The sequence below is a fragment of the Aquiflexum gelatinilyticum genome, assembly GCF_024813435.1.
GTDB lineage: Bacteria > Bacteroidota > Bacteroidia > Cytophagales > Cyclobacteriaceae > Cognataquiflexum > Cognataquiflexum gelatinilyticum.
Window position 1 is genome coordinate 1 of the sequence record NZ_JANAEZ010000015.1, and the last position, 18,603, is coordinate 18,603.

General features: G+C 39.5%; 17 protein-coding genes. 5 read left to right on the forward strand and 12 right to left on the reverse strand.

Annotated elements, in window-relative coordinates; translation table 11 throughout:
• Positions 1–116 precede the first annotated feature (116 nt).
• Positions 117–1,262 carry a cysteine desulfurase family protein gene (locus NK987_RS21125; protein WP_259265468.1) on the reverse strand — a complete coding sequence of 382 codons (1,146 nt, stop codon included), beginning with the start codon at positions 1,260–1,262 and terminating at the stop codon, positions 117–119.
• Between the two features lie 88 nt (positions 1,263–1,350).
• On the opposite strand from NK987_RS21125, the gene NK987_RS21130 reads away from it, so the two are divergent.
• Complete coding sequence (locus NK987_RS21130; protein ID WP_259265469.1) at positions 1,351–1,707, forward strand: hypothetical protein; 357 nt, start codon at positions 1,351–1,353, stop codon at positions 1,705–1,707.
• A 149-nt stretch (positions 1,708–1,856) separates the two neighbouring features.
• Here the strand turns inward: NK987_RS21130 and NK987_RS21135 are convergent, their stop codons facing one another.
• The 5 genes from NK987_RS21135 to NK987_RS21155 form a co-directional block, all read right to left on the reverse strand.
• Positions 1,857–2,303, reverse strand: a complete 447-nt coding sequence (locus NK987_RS21135; RefSeq protein WP_259265470.1) for a DUF4348 domain-containing protein — start codon at positions 2,301–2,303, stop codon at positions 1,857–1,859.
• A 419-nt stretch (positions 2,304–2,722) separates the two neighbouring features.
• A complete protein-coding gene (locus NK987_RS21140; RefSeq protein ID WP_259265471.1) occupies positions 2,723–3,001 on the reverse strand; it encodes a Txe/YoeB family addiction module toxin in 279 nt (92 codons plus the stop codon).
• On the reverse strand, positions 2,998–3,249 hold the full coding sequence (locus NK987_RS21145) for a type II toxin-antitoxin system Phd/YefM family antitoxin (protein WP_259265472.1): 252 nt from the start codon (positions 3,247–3,249) through the stop codon (positions 2,998–3,000). The genes NK987_RS21140 and NK987_RS21145 overlap by 4 nt, the downstream gene beginning before the upstream one ends.
• Before the next feature lie 264 nt (positions 3,250–3,513).
• The gene (locus NK987_RS21150; protein WP_259265473.1) at positions 3,514–5,676 is read right to left on the reverse strand and encodes a xanthine dehydrogenase family protein molybdopterin-binding subunit; all 2,163 of its coding nucleotides are present in this window, start codon (positions 5,674–5,676) and stop codon (positions 3,514–3,516) included.
• 2 nt (positions 5,677–5,678) lie between these two features.
• Positions 5,679–6,137 carry a (2Fe-2S)-binding protein gene (locus NK987_RS21155; protein ID WP_241126574.1) on the reverse strand — a complete coding sequence of 153 codons (459 nt, stop codon included), beginning with the start codon at positions 6,135–6,137 and terminating at the stop codon, positions 5,679–5,681.
• Positions 6,138–6,473: 336 nt separating this feature from the next.
• On the opposite strand from NK987_RS21155, the gene NK987_RS21160 reads away from it, so the two are divergent.
• The 4 genes from NK987_RS21160 to NK987_RS21175 are packed head-to-tail and all read left to right on the forward strand — an operon-like array spanning position 6,474 to position 11,804.
• Positions 6,474–7,307 (forward strand): DUF5675 family protein, encoded by an 834-nt coding sequence (locus NK987_RS21160; protein ID WP_259265474.1) that lies wholly within the window; start codon positions 6,474–6,476, stop codon positions 7,305–7,307.
• Positions 7,304–9,025, forward strand: a complete 1,722-nt coding sequence (locus tag NK987_RS21165; protein WP_259265475.1) for an N-acetylmuramidase family protein — start codon at positions 7,304–7,306, stop codon at positions 9,023–9,025. The genes NK987_RS21160 and NK987_RS21165 overlap by 4 nt, the downstream gene beginning before the upstream one ends.
• Positions 9,022–9,660: a DUF4230 domain-containing protein gene (locus NK987_RS21170; protein WP_259265476.1), complete on the forward strand. Its 639-nt coding sequence runs from the start codon at positions 9,022–9,024 to the stop codon at positions 9,658–9,660. The genes NK987_RS21165 and NK987_RS21170 overlap by 4 nt, the downstream gene beginning before the upstream one ends.
• Complete coding sequence (locus NK987_RS21175; RefSeq protein ID WP_259265477.1) at positions 9,657–11,804, forward strand: hypothetical protein; 2,148 nt, start codon at positions 9,657–9,659, stop codon at positions 11,802–11,804. The genes NK987_RS21170 and NK987_RS21175 overlap by 4 nt, the downstream gene beginning before the upstream one ends.
• 6 nt (positions 11,805–11,810) lie before the next feature.
• Here the strand turns inward: NK987_RS21175 and NK987_RS21180 are convergent, their stop codons facing one another.
• The 6 genes from NK987_RS21180 to NK987_RS21205 are packed head-to-tail and all read right to left on the reverse strand — an operon-like array spanning position 11,811 to position 18,601.
• On the reverse strand, positions 11,811–14,156 hold the full coding sequence (locus NK987_RS21180; protein WP_259265478.1) for a GMC family oxidoreductase N-terminal domain-containing protein: 2,346 nt from the start codon (positions 14,154–14,156) through the stop codon (positions 11,811–11,813).
• A 2-nt stretch (positions 14,157–14,158) separates the two neighbouring features.
• Positions 14,159–15,874, reverse strand: coding sequence for a metallophosphoesterase family protein (locus NK987_RS21185; RefSeq protein WP_259265479.1), 1,716 nt, complete (start codon positions 15,872–15,874; stop codon positions 14,159–14,161).
• Positions 15,864–17,288 carry a patatin-like phospholipase family protein gene (locus NK987_RS21190; RefSeq protein ID WP_259265480.1) on the reverse strand — a complete coding sequence of 475 codons (1,425 nt, stop codon included), beginning with the start codon at positions 17,286–17,288 and terminating at the stop codon, positions 15,864–15,866. The genes NK987_RS21185 and NK987_RS21190 overlap by 11 nt, the downstream gene beginning before the upstream one ends.
• A complete protein-coding gene (locus tag NK987_RS21195) occupies positions 17,281–17,694 on the reverse strand; it encodes a DUF4345 family protein (RefSeq protein WP_259265481.1) in 414 nt (137 codons plus the stop codon). The genes NK987_RS21190 and NK987_RS21195 overlap by 8 nt, the downstream gene beginning before the upstream one ends.
• Positions 17,691–18,068: a patatin gene (locus NK987_RS21200; protein WP_259265482.1), complete on the reverse strand. Its 378-nt coding sequence runs from the start codon at positions 18,066–18,068 to the stop codon at positions 17,691–17,693. Before NK987_RS21200 ends, NK987_RS21195 begins: the two co-directional genes overlap by 4 nt.
• A 50-nt stretch (positions 18,069–18,118) precedes the next feature.
• Complete coding sequence (locus NK987_RS21205) at positions 18,119–18,601, reverse strand: hypothetical protein (RefSeq protein WP_259265483.1); 483 nt, start codon at positions 18,599–18,601, stop codon at positions 18,119–18,121.
• Positions 18,602–18,603 lie beyond the last annotated feature (2 nt).

Genomic DNA, 18,603 nt, shown 5'->3' on the forward strand with positions numbered 1-18,603 from the left:
CGGTTCAATATTCGCTTGGCCTTCCATACGAAAAGACCTAATTGCTTACTTTGATGAACGGTTTGAAGGAAATGACACAGTTTAATGAACACTCCCCTCAAACTCAAAAATGATATCTAAGATTTCCTCAATGTTTCCACCACTTTTTTGATATACTCAGCCGCAAAAATAATTTCAGACTCGGTAGTATTTAAACCCAAACTGAACCTGATCGACGCCCTTCCCAAATCGGGTTCAATCCCCATTGCCGCCAAAACATGGGATGGTTTAGGCGAAATACTCGTACATGCCGAACCTGAACTTACTGCAACTTCTTTGTTTACCCTTTGAAGAAGCTCCACTCCTTCGACCCCTCGAAAAGAAATATTCGAAACATGCGACAACCTATTTTGAAGATTCCCATTAACCGTTGTTCCATCTATTTCTAAAATCCTGCTTTCTAATAGATTTCGAAGGCTTTCTAAGCGACTAGCTCCTACAATCAGATTTTTTGACCTCAGTGCAGCTGCCATTCCAAATCCGACAATTCCGGGTACATTGAGCGTTCCGCTTCGGAATCCCTTTTCGTGTCCTCCACCATCCATTAATGCCAATGGTTTTGGAAGTGGATGATTGTGTCTGACATACAATGCTCCCACGCCTTTTGGGCCATACATTTTGTGGGCCGAAATCGCCATTAAATGAATTCCTTTGATGTCCAAAGGAATTTTCCCTGCCGCTTGTACAGCATCCGTAAAGAGAATGATATTTCCTTTTTCTGCAATTTCCTTGATCCGATCCATTTGATGGATAAGCCCGGTTTCATTGTTGGCCCACATCAAGGCAATCATTTTGGTATGTGGCAATATGCTTGAATTCAGTTGCTCAAGATTAATCTCACCAAATTGATTTACAGGAAGATAAGTGACTTCTGCTCCTTTGGATTGAAGGTGATCCAAAGTATCCAATACTGCTTTGTGCTCGGTTTGGCAGCTGATGTAATGTTGCTTTTCACCAATATAATGTTCAAAAATCCCTTTTAGTGCCAAATTAATGGCTTCCGTAGCTCCAGATGTAAAAATGATTTCCTTTGGTTTTGCACCTATCAAATTGGCGACTTGTTCCCGGGCGGTCTCCACAGCATCCTCGGCCATCCAACCATAGGGATGGCTTTTGCTTGCTGCATTGCCGAAGTGCTGCCCAAACCATGGCAACATCGCTTCAATTACCTCAGGCGCACAGGGAGTAGTGGCATTGTAATCCAAATAAATCGGGTATTTCATCGAATTGCAAAGTAAATTCCAATGTAAAACCTTTAGCCAAAAGCCACAAACCAAACCGTATTAATGGTAGAATTAATTAATTTTGGAGATGCAAGAAACCTGGAAATTTTCCCTAAACCCACAAGATCAACCAAAAAATCCTGAAATCCTGATTGAAGAAGTTTTGGATACAAATGAAAGAGACTTGGGGATTTTTCTTTCCTATTACTTCAAAAAAGAAGGGGCAGTTGCTGAAAAGGTGAAGTTGAAGGGGGAAATTGAATTTATTAACGATTTGAAAGGTAAGTTGATGTTAGAATTTGATTTGGTCCATTTCAATGCTTGCCTCAATATCCATGAACAAAAACGGGATGAAATACCCATTCAATTTGAATTTGACCCATTATTCCAAAACCTTACCTTGATCGGACCTTATTGGCCGGAAAGGGAGATGGATGAGATTTAAATAAAAAAGCCATCTTGGGGGTAGTTAAACGTCTGCTGCTCGGACTGGTTGAGATTTGTAATTCCACTCACCTAGGTGAGGACGGCGAGGAAATAAGAATTGATAACCTCCGAAATCTCAAAGTTAAACTAAGTAGTTTCGGTTTTTGGTTATATGCTATGGTCTACGATTTCTACCAATAACCATTTTGATAGAAGCTTTTTGAAAATGTAGGTAACACCAATTCCTGTATCCTCTTTGAAGAATTCAAGTCGAACTTCAACACTACTTACTGGTGTAATTTCATGCTTAATATCATCGATTTCAAGAACTTTTACAAAATCCCACTCATCAATTGACATTTCTCTTTCCACATAAGAAAAAGAACCGGTATCATAAGATTTGATTGTAACCGGGAAGTGCACTCTTGAAAATTGGAAAACTGAATCTTGATTGAATTGACTAATAAACATTTCAAAATTTTCATCAATTTTATTAGGTATTGAATCTTGGTTTACTAATGAATCAAGTATTAAACCACGAGTGTTACCTGTTTCATTTTTCCATTTACACCCTGCAATGAAAACAAGTATTGAAATAAAGGATATAAGTCTCATAACTATCTGTTTTCTCAATCAAAATCTTAAACAAGAAGAACATTTTTCGTAGGTCTTGTTCAGAAATCCTTCTAAATTCTTGTTTCTTTGCTTTGACTACTTCACCTGGGTGGGATTTATAATTCCACCCTTTTATCAATAATAATTTGTAATTGGATTCAACCAGACACCCAAACGAAAGGTAATTCTTAGTAAAATGAATTACAAATTCCACTAAGCAAAAAGGTTTGGATTCATTGGCAAATTGCGGTTTACACCTTTCGATTAAACAAGGCGCGGAATGGACGATAACAAAATAAAAAAAGCTCCCTATCTCATTTTTTTGTCTTTTCTGAACCAAAAGCCTTGATAGGCTCTCAAATCAGATTGCAAATGACTTTATCAAACGCTTCCCTTAATTTTCAATTTTTGAAAGAATTTTACTTATCACCATAATGGCCATAGGCTCCTAAAATAGTCACCACGATTTTAGTCCCATCAATCAAATAAACGAGCCTGTGCTTTTTATCTATCCTTCTTGACCAAGTATTCTGCTGTAAATGTTTGAGCTTTTCCGGTTTTCCTGTACCTGTTTCAGGATGTTCTTTTAATTCCTGAATTAAAGAGAAAAACTTCTTTAAAATCGCCTGATTTCCTGTTTTCTTCAGCTTCTGAATATCCTCCAAAGCCTCAACTGTAAATTCTATCTCAAAAGTCATATACCGAGGAGATCCTTCAATTGCTCATCAGACAACTTCACCGTTTTTCCCTCTGAATAGGACTGAATGCTTTTGGCCAATCGTTCCTGAACGGCAGGGTTATCAAAGAATCGATCATTTTTTACTTCGTTTGAAATTTCATAGACCTTGCCTTTTCCTCTCTGAATGATCACTCTCTCATTCTTATCGATCAGATCTAAATATTTTTTGAGATTTTGTCGGAATTCTCTAGTGCTTATTACTAACATGATATTAAATTATGTGTACACATTATGGTACACTAAATTAGATAGAAAAGTTCAGAATTCCATGCTAATGGTGACTTTTCGAGTTTTTGGTCTGCCTGTTTTCTATTTAATCGAAGATTTTTGGGAGAAAGGTAAATGATTAAAGAAAAATAGTTTAACGGTCAAAAATGTCTTTTCCTAAGTTGTGAAAAAGGATGAGATTTAAAAAAAAGCCCACCGGGAATATCCTTCCTACGGTGGGCCTGCACAATTACCTTGCTGTTTTTAAGCTCTTTTAATCTGTAATTTGATATCTGAGAATTCTTTTTGCTCAATGAACGGCTGACTCCTAAGTCTTCTACCGGTCGCTTTGAAGATCGCATTGGCCACTGCACCACCTGTTGGCGGCAAAGCCGGTTCGCCTAATCCTGTTGGATCGATGCCGTTTTGGATATAGTGGACGTCGATTTCAGGAACTTCTTTCATCCTGATCAAACGGTAAGTGTCAAAGTTTTTCTGCTTCGGCAATCCGTTTTCAAAAGTCAGGTTTCCATACATGGCATGACCCATACCATCTACGATACCGCCCCGCACCTGATGATTCGCACCGGTTGGGTTCACGACGATACCACAATCTGTGGCTGCTACGATTTTCTTCAAAACAGGTTGGTTATTTTCCATTTCGATGTTTGCCACCTGAGCGACATACGATCTATGGGAATAATATACGCTAAAACCTTGCATGACATTGGCATCTTTGCCCCAATTTGATTTTTCAGCAGCAAGCTTTATTACCCCGATCATTCTGTCCACATCATATTGCAATTCACCCACAGGCGAAGCTTTGGCTTTGGCCAACAAATCCAATCTGAATTGGACAGGATCTTTTTTGGCTGCCAAAGCCACTTCGTCTAAGAATGACTGCTCTGCATAGGCCAAGAAATTGGTAATCGGTGCTCGCCATGCATTGGTAGTGATGGCTGACTTATGGTCTATTGATTCGATCAGCACATTCTCTACTGCCCCTGAAGGGAAATTATTCTCTCTAGTGGAATTACCAGCATTGATTCCGACTCCCCTTAACTTATATCCTATCATGTTGCCACTTTCATCCAAAGCAGCTTGGAACCTGTACCTTACAGCTGGTCGATAAGCTCCGCCGGTCATGTCATCTTCCCTACTCCAGGTTAATTTGATAGGGGCATTCATCATTTTGGACAATTCAGCGGCCTCGACCACGAAGTCAGCCCTCAGTCGTCTACCAAAACCTCCACCTAATCTGGTGATTTGGACAGTGATATTCTCAGGCGGAATGCCCAACAACTGAGCTGTATCATTTCTTGCCCTGTCCGGCGTCTGTGTGGGACCTACCAATTCCACTTTGTCTCCCTGAACATGCGCAAAGAAGTTTTGCGGTTCCATGGGAGAGTGAGAAAGGAATGGACATTGGTATTCACTGGTGATAACCTGAGCGGCATTTTTAAATGCTGAATCCACATCTCCATCTTTTCTTTTGACTTCTGCTGTTTTACCGTTTAGCAATTCTGCAAATAGCCTGTCATGGTCAAAAGTACTTTCTACAACACCATCAGGTTCATACTCTATTTTGAGTAATTTCTTTGCTTTCATCAGTGGCCAAGTGGATTTACCAACTACAGCCACATTGTTTTTGAACGTAACCACATCTGTCACACCTGAGATTGCCCTTGCGGCGGCATCGTCCACGGATTTGATTTTCATGCCAAATGGAGGCCTTTGTATCATGGCATGTAGCATACCTTCCCTATAAAAATCAAGCCCATAAAGCGGCTTACCTGTAAACATGTTTTTGTTTTCCACGTTTTTGACAGGCGTGCCAATGATTTTAAAATCTTTTGGATCTTTTAAAGCGACTTCCTCGGGGGCAGTCAATTTGGATGCATCGGTGACCAATTCACCATAACCCATTTTTTTACCGCTCTCCTTGTGGATTACTTCTCCATTGGAAGTCGAAAGGGTACTTGCATCGACATTCATTTTTGTAGCAGCTGCTGCTACCAAAAGATGTCTCGCAGTAGCCCCTGCTTTTCGGAGCCTTTCCCAAGAATGCGGCATGGCACCGGATCCACCGGTCAGTTGTCTTTCATATTTTTCAACATCCAAATTGGCTTGGATAACCCTTACTTTCTGCCAATCTGCATCCAATTCTTCTGTTACCACCATTGGAAATGAAGTCAGGATATTTTGTCCTAATTCCGGGTTAGGGGAATAAATCACCACATCACCCGTGGGAGAAATGGAAAGATAGCTGTTGAAATTATGTGCGTTGAGAAGTATCTCTTCATTGGTCAAAACCTTCATCTTGGGAGAATCGCATCCTGACCAATAGAAACCGATAAACAATCCCCCGGAAGCAGTGGCTGCTATTTTGAGGAAATCCCTTCTATTTGTTTTAGTTAGATTTGCCATGATTATTTAAGTTTTGCTGCTAATGCTACTGCTTCACGAATTTTATGGTAAGTGCCACATCTGCACAGATTTCTGTTCATCGCATTTTCGATTTCCTCCATGGTTGGTTTTGGGTTTTTTCTCAAAAATGCTGCTGCAGTCATGATCTGACCGGCTTGACAATAACCGCATTGGGCAGTATCCACCTCATCCCAAGCTTTTTGGACTGGATGGTCACCTTCTGAGGAAAGTCCTTCAATGGTAGTGATTTCGTCAGATCCGATACTGGAAACCGGCAAGGTACAGGAAAAGGCCGCTTCACCGTTTACATGGACCGTACAGGCGCCGCATTGGGCTATTCCGCAGGAATATTTGGTTCCTACCAAGCCGATATGATCCCTCAACACCCACAGTAGTGGTGTGTCGTCTTCAACTTCCACGTTGTAATCGTTTCCGTTAATTCGTAGGTTATAGTTTGCCATTTTTAAATAATGATTGTTTAACCACAAAATTTAATCAAATACTCTCAGGTTTTAAGGGAAATCAGCCCCTTTTTTGAACTGAAAGTGATAGAATGTATTTTTCTGATTTAAGTGGATGCGAAAAACATGATCTTTTGATTTGGTTCTCAATCCTTCAATCAAATCTTTTTTGAATCAGATTGTACACTTTATTAAACCGAAGGTAGTTTGATCAAATATGCATGAAAAAGCAGTATTTACTTGATTATTAATAGGTAATTATATAAATTTTAAAATTATTTGTTTGCTTTTTTGATTACATCGAGTTTGTTCAGGATCTAATCTTTTGAATTGTTCATGAAAAATATTGCTGCACTTTTAGTCATTGCATTCCTTGCCGTCATGGTTTTAGTCTTTGTGACCAACCCTGATTTGCTGAGTAAAATATGGCTCTATCTTATAGGATTCATTGGTTATGTGGTGGTATTGATTGAAAAAGGATACAAAAGTCTTTCCTCTGCATTTACTTTTTCAAAAGAAAAAACCAAAGAAGCTACCCCATCCGACCCAATCAAACCTGTAGCTGTTTTGAATCCCATATTTCCAGTCGTTGAAAAAAACTCTGAAATCAGCCAATTAGAGCAGAAAATCAAAGACTTGGAATTCAGGTTGGAGAACTCAAAATCAGATACCGGTACAGCATTGGGAAGTTGTACGCTTACCATCTTGAGGTATTTGGATGATGGAGAAACCACCCTAGGTTTGATTTTTTTGAGAAATAAATTTTTCGCTTATACCCTTGAAGATACCTATAATGAAGTGAAAGTCGCCAAAAAGACAAGAATCCCTGCCGGCGTTTTCCCCATTGATTTTTACAGGATAGAAACTGACCTCACCAAGAAATATAGAAGGATCTATGGAGATTGGTTTGATTATCACCTTGAGATCAAGGATATCCCTAATTTTCAAAATGTCTATATCCACGTCGGAAATACCCACGAGAACACAGATGGCTGTATTCTGATTGCTGACGGGGTTTCGGCAGGAACATCAAAGTCACTTCAATATTCACGAAACGCATACGAAAGATTTTATAAAACTATCAGTGCCCTGCTCAAATCCAATGAGCCTGTCACTATTCAGATATTAAACGAGGACTGGTTTGAAAGAAGTAAACTATCACCAATATGAAAAAACAGAGCGCCTTTTACCAGCTGATCATTAAGATTGCAGCTACCATTTTGATGGCAGTTGCCATTGGGTTTTTGATCAGAAATTTTTATACAGAAGAAAAAGATGTAGTCCTTGCATTGACTATTCCGGCTATCATTGCTGTGGGCCTTATCTATGGGATCTTGATCAGGTATTTTAAAACTGAGGAGCAGATCAGTTCCTACTATGTCAATAAGTACCATGATGTGTTTTTCAAAGGGACCATCATATTTGCGGTAACGCTGGTTTTGATTACCATTTTTTACAGCATACTGATGTATATCGAAAAGAAAAACCTCTTTTCCATCGTTGGATTGCTGATAATTGTGATATGGATTGCCGTTTTTATGATCTATTTCGTATGGTCTGTCTATCATTACAATATCAATTTTGGAATAACTGATGGGGAATGGCAGAAAATAGCTGAAGCAAAGAGAGATGCCCGGGAATTTGGGATCGATTTACCGGCTAGCGGAGTTCGTGAACCTTTATACAATCCCTATAGAAGTCAGACTTTTGGATTGCCTCCCGGCACTGTAAGGGGTATGATCGCGTTTACTTTGTTGTTTGGGGGCATTTCTTTGTTGATCAGCAGTATGGGATCGGAGGAGCTAAGCAGTGATTTGATTGCACTGAGAATCCAACAATTTGAATTTTTTGAAACAGCATTCTTAATGATGATTGCCTTTTATTTTGGGGACAAATCATTGAAATACTTTAGAGAAAGGTGGAGAAATCCCAATCAACAGGCTGACGGGACTACCCCTCCCGCCTCTCCACTGCCATCATCAGATCTTCCTGAAGGAATCATACCAAGTGCGGGGACACCGCCACCGAGTTTGGAACAGGACGATTCATTGGGTGATGATGACAGGGAATTTATGGAAGGCGAAGAAACCGTGGGAGACATGCAACAGCCTCCCGCTTCAGGTTCCCCCATAACAAACCTTAAAAATGCACTTTTAGAATCAAGGGGAGAACAACTACCTGTGGCAAGTAATTTTGCTTTTGTCCAGATCATGGACAATATCAACAGTAAAATTCTCAATGATGAGGAAATCAAAGAAGTGCTTGAAAATCTCGCTGAAAAAGATAACATTATTCTTTCCCTACCTGTGGTTAAATCAGTAATCTCTGTGGAATCCTCCGGACGTGGGCATCTCAGTGATGGAAGGGCAAAGATTCTTTTTGAGGGACATTTGATGTGGAAACTCCTAAGCAGTATCAGGAAAATGCCTGAAGAGGAAATCCTAAAGCTTCAAAAAAGCAATGAGGATATCCTGTACAAAAGCTGGACCAGGCAACATTATAAAGGAGGAGTTGCAGAGTATGACCGGCTTGATCGCGCAAGAAAAATAGATCCTGAAATTGCAGTTTTTTCTGCCTCATGGGGACTGTTCCAGATTCTTGGAGAAAACCTTAACCACAATATCAAAGGTAGAAAATACAAGGACTACAAAGATTTTGAGGAAAAACAGCATGAGCATGAGAAATTCCATTTCATGGACTTTTTGGAATTTATCAAGACCAAAAAACTAAAAGGAACCCCTTTGATAAATTTCATTTCAGAAGAAAAATCCGGGAATTATGATTGGGCTAGCTTTGCTTATGGTTATAACGGCAGCGGCTATAAAGTCAATAAATATGACATAAAGCTTCAGACAGCCTTCGAAAAATTTAAAAAAATGCAATCATGAGGACCTCTGAAACAATTTTTAGCAGGAACTCTTTTTTGGCAGTGATGATATTGACTGTTCTATTATTTTCCTGTAAAAAAAACGAAAGGGCTCTGGTGGTGGGAAAAATCCAAAATGCTTCGGATTTAGCCACAACCGAATTCGTGATAGACAAAATCGTTTTTGGTACCAAAACCAAGAAACTTGCTCTTTTGAAAATCAGTGAAGCTAGCTTTATGGCCTATTCCAAAGCAAGGGTGAAAGCCGGTATCGATCTTAGCAAAATCAAGGAAGCTGATATCAGGATTGAGGATACCAAAATCCACTTGGAACTCCCTCCTATTGAGGTTATCAACTTCTCCTATCCTCCTTCAAGTTTTGTGGAAGATTCTTTGATTTCTGACCCCAAAGTTTTCTTGAATAAGATTGATATCAGGGATCAGGAGGAATTTTTCAGACTCGCCGAATTGGATATCCGTGAAAACCTGCGCTATATGGGAATTGTCCGTACCACACAAAACAATACCCGGCAGTTGTTTCAAATACTGTTGTCTTCATTAGGGTATGATGAAATTTATATCAGCTTCAAAAGTGATGACCTGATCATTTCAAAAGTCAATTTATTGGTGGATACTGAAACAATCGTAGAACAATGATAGGCCTATTCCTCAAAAACTGGAAGTTTCTTTTGGACATCCTCATCGTTTTGGCGATTGTGGTTGGACTTTTTATATGGAATCCTTTTGGAATTTTTGAAGGTGGGCTGAAATTGAATGAAACTACCAATATGGTGACTGAGGTAAGGCAGATAGGTCAATTGGTGACAGCTGAATATTATGGAGAAGTGATTTCTTCCATTGATGAGGCAAGACTGAATTTGATAGAAGATGAAAATATCCAAACTCGAGGCGAGATTTTATATCAAGACATCCGTTCTGCACTCAAAAACCTTAAGAACTTCCAAGGACTTTCAAAAGATGAGCGGGATGAGGAATACAAAAAAATGACTCCTGTCAATAATTGGCGGAGAATTATCCGGCATGAAGTTGACAGCAGGAATATCATGGACAAGCTTAACTTCCATGGATATCTTGATGATGTGGCTTTAGACCCACTTTATGAAGACATGTTGGAATACTTGTACCGGATAAAAACCAAAAAGAAAAAAGATGAAAAGTGGAATCCAAGCACCAGAAACAAAGAAGAAGCCTTGTTTCTGATGTATCAGGAAGTACCACCACCCAATGATTCACTTCCTTCGGTGGATTTCATGGATTTTTATTATGAAAATAAACTGGCTGATTTCAGTAGAAAAGAAACAAGGAAAAAACTCGCCATGGTGGGAAGAGGTTGGGTCAAGGCTGGCTTTGATTTTACCGATTTGGATCCTTCTGCTATTGTGATTTATGATGACTTGGCTGAAGTTCACATTTTTGGTTTGGCACCAAGCATACTTGATGCGGATATCAATCCTTGGTTTATTCCCGAAAAAGGAATACCTGGGTTTGAAATTCTGGATTACAATGGCAAAGTGGATTTTAAGGATGCCAAAAAAGTAAAAGAATATTGCATTGAAAAACTGATGGCATTTGCTCACCGGGCTGAAATTCTCAAAAATGCCGAAATACAAGGTGCCGAAACCCTCAAAAACCTATTTTCACTGATTACCGGAAAGGATGTCAAAAAAGTGGTTTTTCACCATGATAAAATTTCGCAGATGGTCGCTCAGATTGAATCGGATGAGGCAGTCAGTGGATTTGAACTTAGCTTGATAGATTCTTTGCTCAAAATGGAATTTGCAGTATTGGATTCCTTGGAACTCGCTATGAAACAGGACAGCAAACTTATTAGGACCGTAGAGCAAAAAAAGAAGAATATCGCTTTTTCGGTTTCAAGACTTCAAAGACTCCCTATGTTGGGAACCTCGACAAATTACGGCTATTTTTCCAAAGACATCCTTCAGATTACTGCAGATGGGGTTTTGGACGAAAGTGAAATGGCCTTATTGGCAACCCTGAGGCTGGATTGGCCGTTTGAAGGCAGTATTCACTATTTTTCCAAATCGGTACCCTCTCCCATATATTTTTGGTACAACGATCCTTCTGAATATATGAATGCTTTCAATTTAAGTTTGCAAAGCCTCCTAAGGGACAACCTTGTCGTTGGTGAAATTGACACTGTTTCAATGCAGGTCGCTGAGGTAGATTCTACTTTTATGCATGAACATAAAGTATTGAATTATAATAAAATAAATGACAGAGAAGTAATCTTAACTTTAGTCAAAAACCCAATAGATGCAAATCCAGAATTGACTTTTAAATTATATCCAATTACTTATAATCATCTGCTGATTGATGACTTTATTGAAAGCACCGAAATCATTGATTTTGCAAATCCAAAAGCAAGAAATTTAGCTTTGAAAGATTCATTAACCTATTGGGACTTGTATCTTGATGAAAGTTTAAATCTTGTATTCCCTGATAAATACCTTGATCTATTGATTCCAAAAGCCAAAGAATCATTGCTTTCAAAAGGATATCTAAAAGTTGGAGCCAATTATTCGATTCTAAAGAAAGACAGAGGATTTGATAATACTTTAATTAAGAAAGATTCGCTGTTTTCTGAAATTCAATCTAAAGAATTGGATATGTTTATTAAGCTCCTGCTTAGAGAAAGATCAGAATATCAAAACAAAGGAGCTTTGGAAAAAGCAAACAGGTGGGTAAAGGCCAAGTTAAAAGAAAGGAGGGCAACCCCTACTTGGTTGACCTCCTTGAGAGAATCTGTCGGAAGACCCTGATCTCCCCTATTTTCCCAATTTTTTGAAATAAGTTTCAAAGACATTTCCTGCAAAGAACTTTCCAAAGGTCCCAATCGCTTTCAGTTCTTCCATTTTGTTGGTGGTGTTCAAGGCCTTCATCGTAGTCAGTTGCTTTGCAAAATCAGTCGGCTCAATGATCAGCTTTCCTTTTCCAATTACTTTTCCTGAGCTTGAATCTCCTTCATGCAGTGTAATAAATAAAGTGGTAGTGTCTTTCCAAACGTCAAAACCTTTGTCATTGAATACCTCCTTGAATCCCATGAAATAGTATTTATTGCCTTCTTGGCTCAACAAGAGGGTGTTGTAAATCATTTTTTTTCTATTAGGATCTTGGCTGTGTTCAATAAATAAATTGAAAGTGCCATTGACAGCAGTGAAGGGAAACTTGGATAAGGCGGGTGCAAGCATGGTGCCGAACATCCCAGCCTCATGGGTCGCTACTTCAACAAATGAATCCACATCCTCAGATTTGATGGTTAAAGTGAACTCAAATGGAGAATTTGCTGCCTTTCCTTTGTCAAATCCCTTTTCATAATCATCGGTTTCTTCTAAAGAGAAATAACCTTTCATGGACTCAGTAAATTGGACTCCGGGTTTTAAGTTTGGAAAGGAGTCCTTTTCAGGAATAAGCTTCCAACTATAATTCACCTTTGTTTCAAGTTCTTCAGCGATGATTTTACAACTTCTCTCGGCCAATGCGCTGATGGTCAATAAAGGATTTGTTCCAACAGGTCTGGGAATTACCGCACCATCCATGACATATAAACCTTTATGTAAAGCTGTCCCTGATTTGCCTGAAAAAACCTGGCCTTTATGGTCTACCACTCCTTTGGTGGCATCATCTCCCATATTGCAGCCTCCTAAGGGGTGCACAGTCACCAAATCGTAATCCATCATTTTGTTCCATGTTGGATTTGGAATCTGACTCCCTCCAAGGGCTTCGGTTGCGCTGTAGAGCTCTCCTGAAACCTTTTTGAAGATTTCCTGCTTTCCGACCCCTTTCCATTTGATCCGAAGATTGTCTTTTTCCAAAGCCATTTCCCCATTACCATCATCATGTGTCATAACCAGGTAAATCTGGGTATGGTTGACGGCACCATAAAACGGACCCCTGATCAAGCTGGTAATTTCCCTGATTTTCTCTTTGAAAAAATCTCCCCAACCCCTATCTGTATTTTTTCCGAATAAACGGGAAGTGGTAACCAACATTCCTGCCATCAATCCTCTGATAGGTCCCGGAACAGATCCTTCTTCCAAAGTCATTCCATCTTCCATTTTTGGCCTGTTTCTCATGTCAATCACACTGGTGATGCAAGGTCCTACGTTTGCAATTTTGTCTGTCGCTTTTTTTCCTAGTCCGATCCCATTAATGGCAACATCATTGTTATAGCCAAAACCAAGAACATCTCCATTTCCCGTAAATCTTTTTCCAATGAAATCTGAGATAGAAAGCCCTTTTTTGGCTGATCTAAGCAATATTTCAGTTGAACCCAATGAACCTGCTCCCAGGATAACATTTTCGGCTTCAATAAACATTTCAGGAGCATCGAAAACTTCCCTACCTGTTGACATTGGATTGAAAAATACCCTCCATCCGTTTTCGGTTTTTTCAATATGGCGGACATTGATTTCTGTGAATATTTCTGCACCGTGATTAAATGCATCCGGAAGGTAATTCATTGCTGTGGTGTTTTTGGCACCAACATTACAGCCGGTCACACAATCACCACAATTAGTACATTTCGGCTGGGATATTCCGACATGGTTGTCGTTTTTGTTTTCAAAAGTGACATTGATATCCAAGAGTCTGAATTCTTCTGCCATTCTTTCTGCAGATTTTCGCATTCCTTGGGTCTTGTTCAAAACAGGATATCCATTTTTATTTTCGGGATAAGGATTGGGTTTTAACATTTCCCAAGCTTTATCTAATCCTTCATAAAATGTGGGTAAATTATCTCTAATGGCACTTGGCCACTCAGGTTGGTCCATTACTCTTGGATCCGGTTTGATGGACACATTGGCGTTGATCAGCGAAGTACCTCCGAGTCCACATCCTTTGAGCACAGAGATTCCTTCTCCAATTGTAAATTCATATAGTCCATTTTTTTCCTTATGCTCTTTGCCAACGTTCAAGGTCATTTCCTTTGTGGCTTCAGCCAAAGAATCAGGAAACTGACCGGGTAAAAATTCCTTTCCTTTTTCAAAAAGACATACAGATTTGCCTAAGCGGGACATCCGTGATGCAGCAATACTTCCCCCGTATCCTGAACCGATTACGATAAAATCATAATGGCTTTTCAGGTCAGAAAGTGGTTTGGATAGTTTTTTCATAGTTAGTGTGGGATTTGGATAGGCTCTTCAATCAATTCATATTTTATTTCATCCCCTTCAAAGCGGGGATTCTTTTCATTTCCGACATTTTTCCAGTTTTTGACAGCATTCCTGATACCTATTGGATATATGGTCGTTTCTTTTGCAGAAATATGGATCCTGATGAAATTTTTAAAATCCTCTCCCTTGAATGAAGAAGAAGCTTCGGTAATGTGGTTGTTGAGAAACCTTGAACTGAACCAGAGGTAAATTCCAAAAATAAAGCCGCTTAATAAGCCTCCTATGACCCACATTTCAATAAATAAAATCAAACCCTGAAAAGGTAAACCAGCAAGATTGGCTGCATTAAAAATTGGTAAATAAACCAAGCAAAGATAAAACACCAAAATGTGGGACAATCCATGCACAGCACCGGTGATTTTATTGGCTGCCTTATGGTTTCCGGATTTAAAATCAGTGAACATGTATATACCCAAACAAAAAGTCAGGTTCAATAAAATCACCGATGGTGTCAATATCGCAATGTCAAAAAGATCAAGCGCCGATCCTGAGGGATTGGAATTGGTGATATAAAAATTCTCTGTCTGAATGCCTCCAATCAGGAGGAAATAAAAAGAAAGTGCATGTACCAATCCCAAAATCAAAACCATCCAAGGACCGTGGATAAAAAATAGGAGGTTTTTATTGTTGAGACTCAGTGACTCGTTTTTGGAAGGAAAGGCTTTTTTGAAAGATGCGTCAAAACCCTCACTTGGGTTTATCTTTTCTTTGAGGCTATGGGTGGTATGCATGAATGCACCTCCCCCTCCGGCCGTAATAAGTTGTCGTGTTTCCTTTGGCCCAACCTTTTCCTCATACCGGGAATAATGGTGAAGATCTCCTGTCAGAATTGTGGTGATTTCGATGTCTTGATTTTTTCCCCTGTAGTAACATTCGGGGTCAGTTTTATCCTCAGTTTCCCCTTTTAAAATCCTGTTAATAAAGAACTTTAGGCGTTTGTTTGAACTGTTGGATTCATCAAAAGATTCATATACCCAAGCAGGTTCAGCGGTGGCTAGAATGATTTTATCCTTAGCCTTTAATTCTTTTTCTGCCAGATTTTGAAAGTAATTGAGCTGGGGAACATCAATGTCGGCATTCAGTTGGATATCGATTCCGATCAGCCAATAATTGTTCGGAAGTTTGACTGCAAAATAACTTCTGCTTTGCTTGGTTCTCCAGTTTCCTAGAGAACGGTTTTGGCAGAATACTTTCAAAAAATTGGTCAGCCCATCATACCAATCATGGTTGCCGGGGATTACAAAAAGTCCGGGTGGGTCGGGATCTGCATTGTTTTTTGGAAAAGCAGCATGGTAAGGACCCTGTAGCCTGTTTCGGTATTCCTCCATCTCGGGTGTGGGATACACTTCATCCCCACCCATGATCAAAATATTCCCTCTTTTGGTTTGTATTCCTCCTAATTCCAATTGGTCTTTGGCCAACAAGTGTGCGACTGAATAAGTAGCATTGAATCCATCGCCCAAATCAGAAATATAATCCAGCCAAATGTCTGTTCTTTCTGAATAATCATAGAATCCCCTTCCGGGATCTAAAGCAGCCTGCATTTCTCTCCTATCGGCAAAATTCCCAAATACGGTTGAAACAACGGTTTTGATGCCGGTAGCAGCAAGTTGCTTGGGGTCGTACCAGTCGACCATTGGCTTTTTTTCAAATTCCATAGTTTATTAAATTTTTTAAAGTTGAAAAACGCTTCCTTATCCCTATGCTTTTGTTTAGAGTTGACTTTAGACTGCTGAAATAGACAGCCTTTAACCGATCCAAAATCGATTGGTAAAGTATTGTTTCAGTTATTAAATTACCATTTTCATCCCACATTTTAAATGTTAAATCCTTAAAATTCAATCCCATAAGGATTTCAAGCGGATTTGTCAAAACTGTGGCAACGATAATCTTATGTACTTTTCCTTCCAAAATAAGGGAAGTTTGGATTTCCAATTTTCTTCCTTTGGATGTGTTGGTAATTTCTGTCTGGTGATCAAAGCAAGATATTTCATCATGAATATCTTCTAATTTCAAACTTGAATAAACTTCCAATTCATGGTGTTCACGAAATTCAGCAAACCTGAAGTACAGGGAATATTCCAGTTTCTGGGATTTCATTGGACTCTTCGATTTTCCTCGAAAAGAAGCCCTAAAACTGTACAGAAATTCGGGCTCCCGGTTTTTCGTAGTGTCTGCTTCCAAGAATTCACCTTTTGGAGGTATAGAAGAAAGGTATTTTTTGGCAAGTGCATAACCCATATTGATGAGTTCCTTTGCATTCACCTTGTTAAAGAAAAAGTCAGGATCAAGGGGAAGTGCGATTGGGGGTTTTATTACAAAAAGTTTGATGGGTTCAAATTCTGACTTCCCTATCGCTCCAATTTCATTGGTTAATTTTATTTGATTGTATTCTTCCAAAAGTGCTCCGTTAGCACTCATTTCGATCATGTGCACATATTGGTTGAAGGCTCCGCCAAGGTAAGTTGGGCTGTTTCCAATTGCCCAAACCAACCAAAGTTCCTTGGAACCCTGTTTGACAGCTTCCATCAGGTTGGCATCTTTGATCCAGACTGCATCGGTATACCAAGTATCCTGAATCCGGATAGCAGGCATAAATATTGGCAAGGAAACGCCTGCAATCAAATGGTCTTCAGTCACAGAATCCGAAGGAATGGCTTCCACAGATTTTGTTGAAAAATTGCAGACGTTGAATGTTGCGGCAAATTTTTTCTGTTTGTTTATTTTTGGAATGGACATCCCCAGTTGGGGAAATACTTTTTTTCTAATGTTGTCTGCATCCGCAAATCCCTGCATCTTAAATGGTTTGAGATAGCTTTTGGCACTTCCGGCAGACATGAATCCTGAGAGGTTGAGCGATCTCCATTTCTCAGCAATCTCCTTGGGTTTCCATCCTGAAGCGAGCATTCCTGTGTTGAATATTCCGCCCGAGGTGCCGTCCACATGATCGAAACTTATACCCTCTTCTTCCAAAGCTACCAAGACACCAGCCTGATAAGCAACCCGCATTCCTCCACCGGCCAGGACGAGTGACTTCTTCGGATTTTGGGTAGGTGGTTTGGGATCAGTCATATTTTCCGATTGTTGACTTTGAATAAATAAAAATCATGACCCAGCCCAGGGCTTCATAAAACATGAAGAATTTTGTCAAGGACCCTGGATTTCCATCCCAAATCCAAGAAGCTATTCTGGCCAATATCCCCAATCCCATTATGCTCAGGAAAACCCTGTTGAATTTAATTTCGGAAAAAATCTCTTTGAAGAAAGTCAGGGAAAAAATCCCAAAACCCAGTTCCAAACCTCTCAAAAACCGGTATTGACTCAAAATATTAATCCTTTCAAAATCATCCAATTCGTTGATCTGAAACTTAAATAAATTGGCAAAATCCCAAACAGGATTTATAAATGCACCCCAAAACCCGGCAACAACTACCAAACCTATGTAGGTATAGAAAAAGAAATAGCTTGCCCTTTTCATTCTGATGGAAGTGTTTTCATGTAATACAAAAACAAAAGCCCAGAAAACAGATCAAATATAGCCACACTCAAAGCCATCCATGAAAATAGTCCGCTCATAACTCCTAAACTCACTGCTACGAAAGCCCCCAATTTTTGCAAAGCACACCACACAACCACCACTTTACTGGGATGGATACTATAAATGTTATGGATCAACATCCCTCCAAATAAGGCCATAAACATTCCCACAATGCCAAAAAGATGGTTTGTAGAATCAGTGATGTCAGCACCGATTATTTTCAGGACAGTTGCCGGCATGAAGACCTGGGTCAAACCCGAGATAACGGTAACCATTGAAATGGCAATGACTATCAATGTGAGATATTTCTTCATACTGCCTCTTAGTTAAATGGAAAAAACTGAAAATATGATGGTACTTGGAATTATCTTCCTTTTGCCTTGGCAATGAAAAAGTACATCGTGATTCCCCACATTATAGTCAAAATTATCCACCTTAAGTCGTTGAGATACATCCATTCACCCAAAAGAATCTGAAGTGTGGCTTCATCCGTCACTCCTTCCGAAAATTGGTTATTGATGTCTTCGATATAAGCTTGTTGGATGATCACCGGAGCCAACAATCCCGGAATCCAGACGATAGGTACCCACATCAATTTTGTCTTCCATTCAGAAATCAACATCACTACCAAGCATGCTGCCATGATGGGAATCGTGATGAAAAAAAACTTCGTCGCCAAAGTAGTCTGCGGAATAATCGCATCATAATAGTTCTCCAGATTGAGCGTGGAGGGATAATTTGGAAACCAGAAAAAATGCAGTGACCAGAACATGCCCAAATAAATGGAAGCACAAAAAAATATATAAGCGTTGCTCAGGTCTACAATAGTTTGTTTTAGAGGGCTCATAG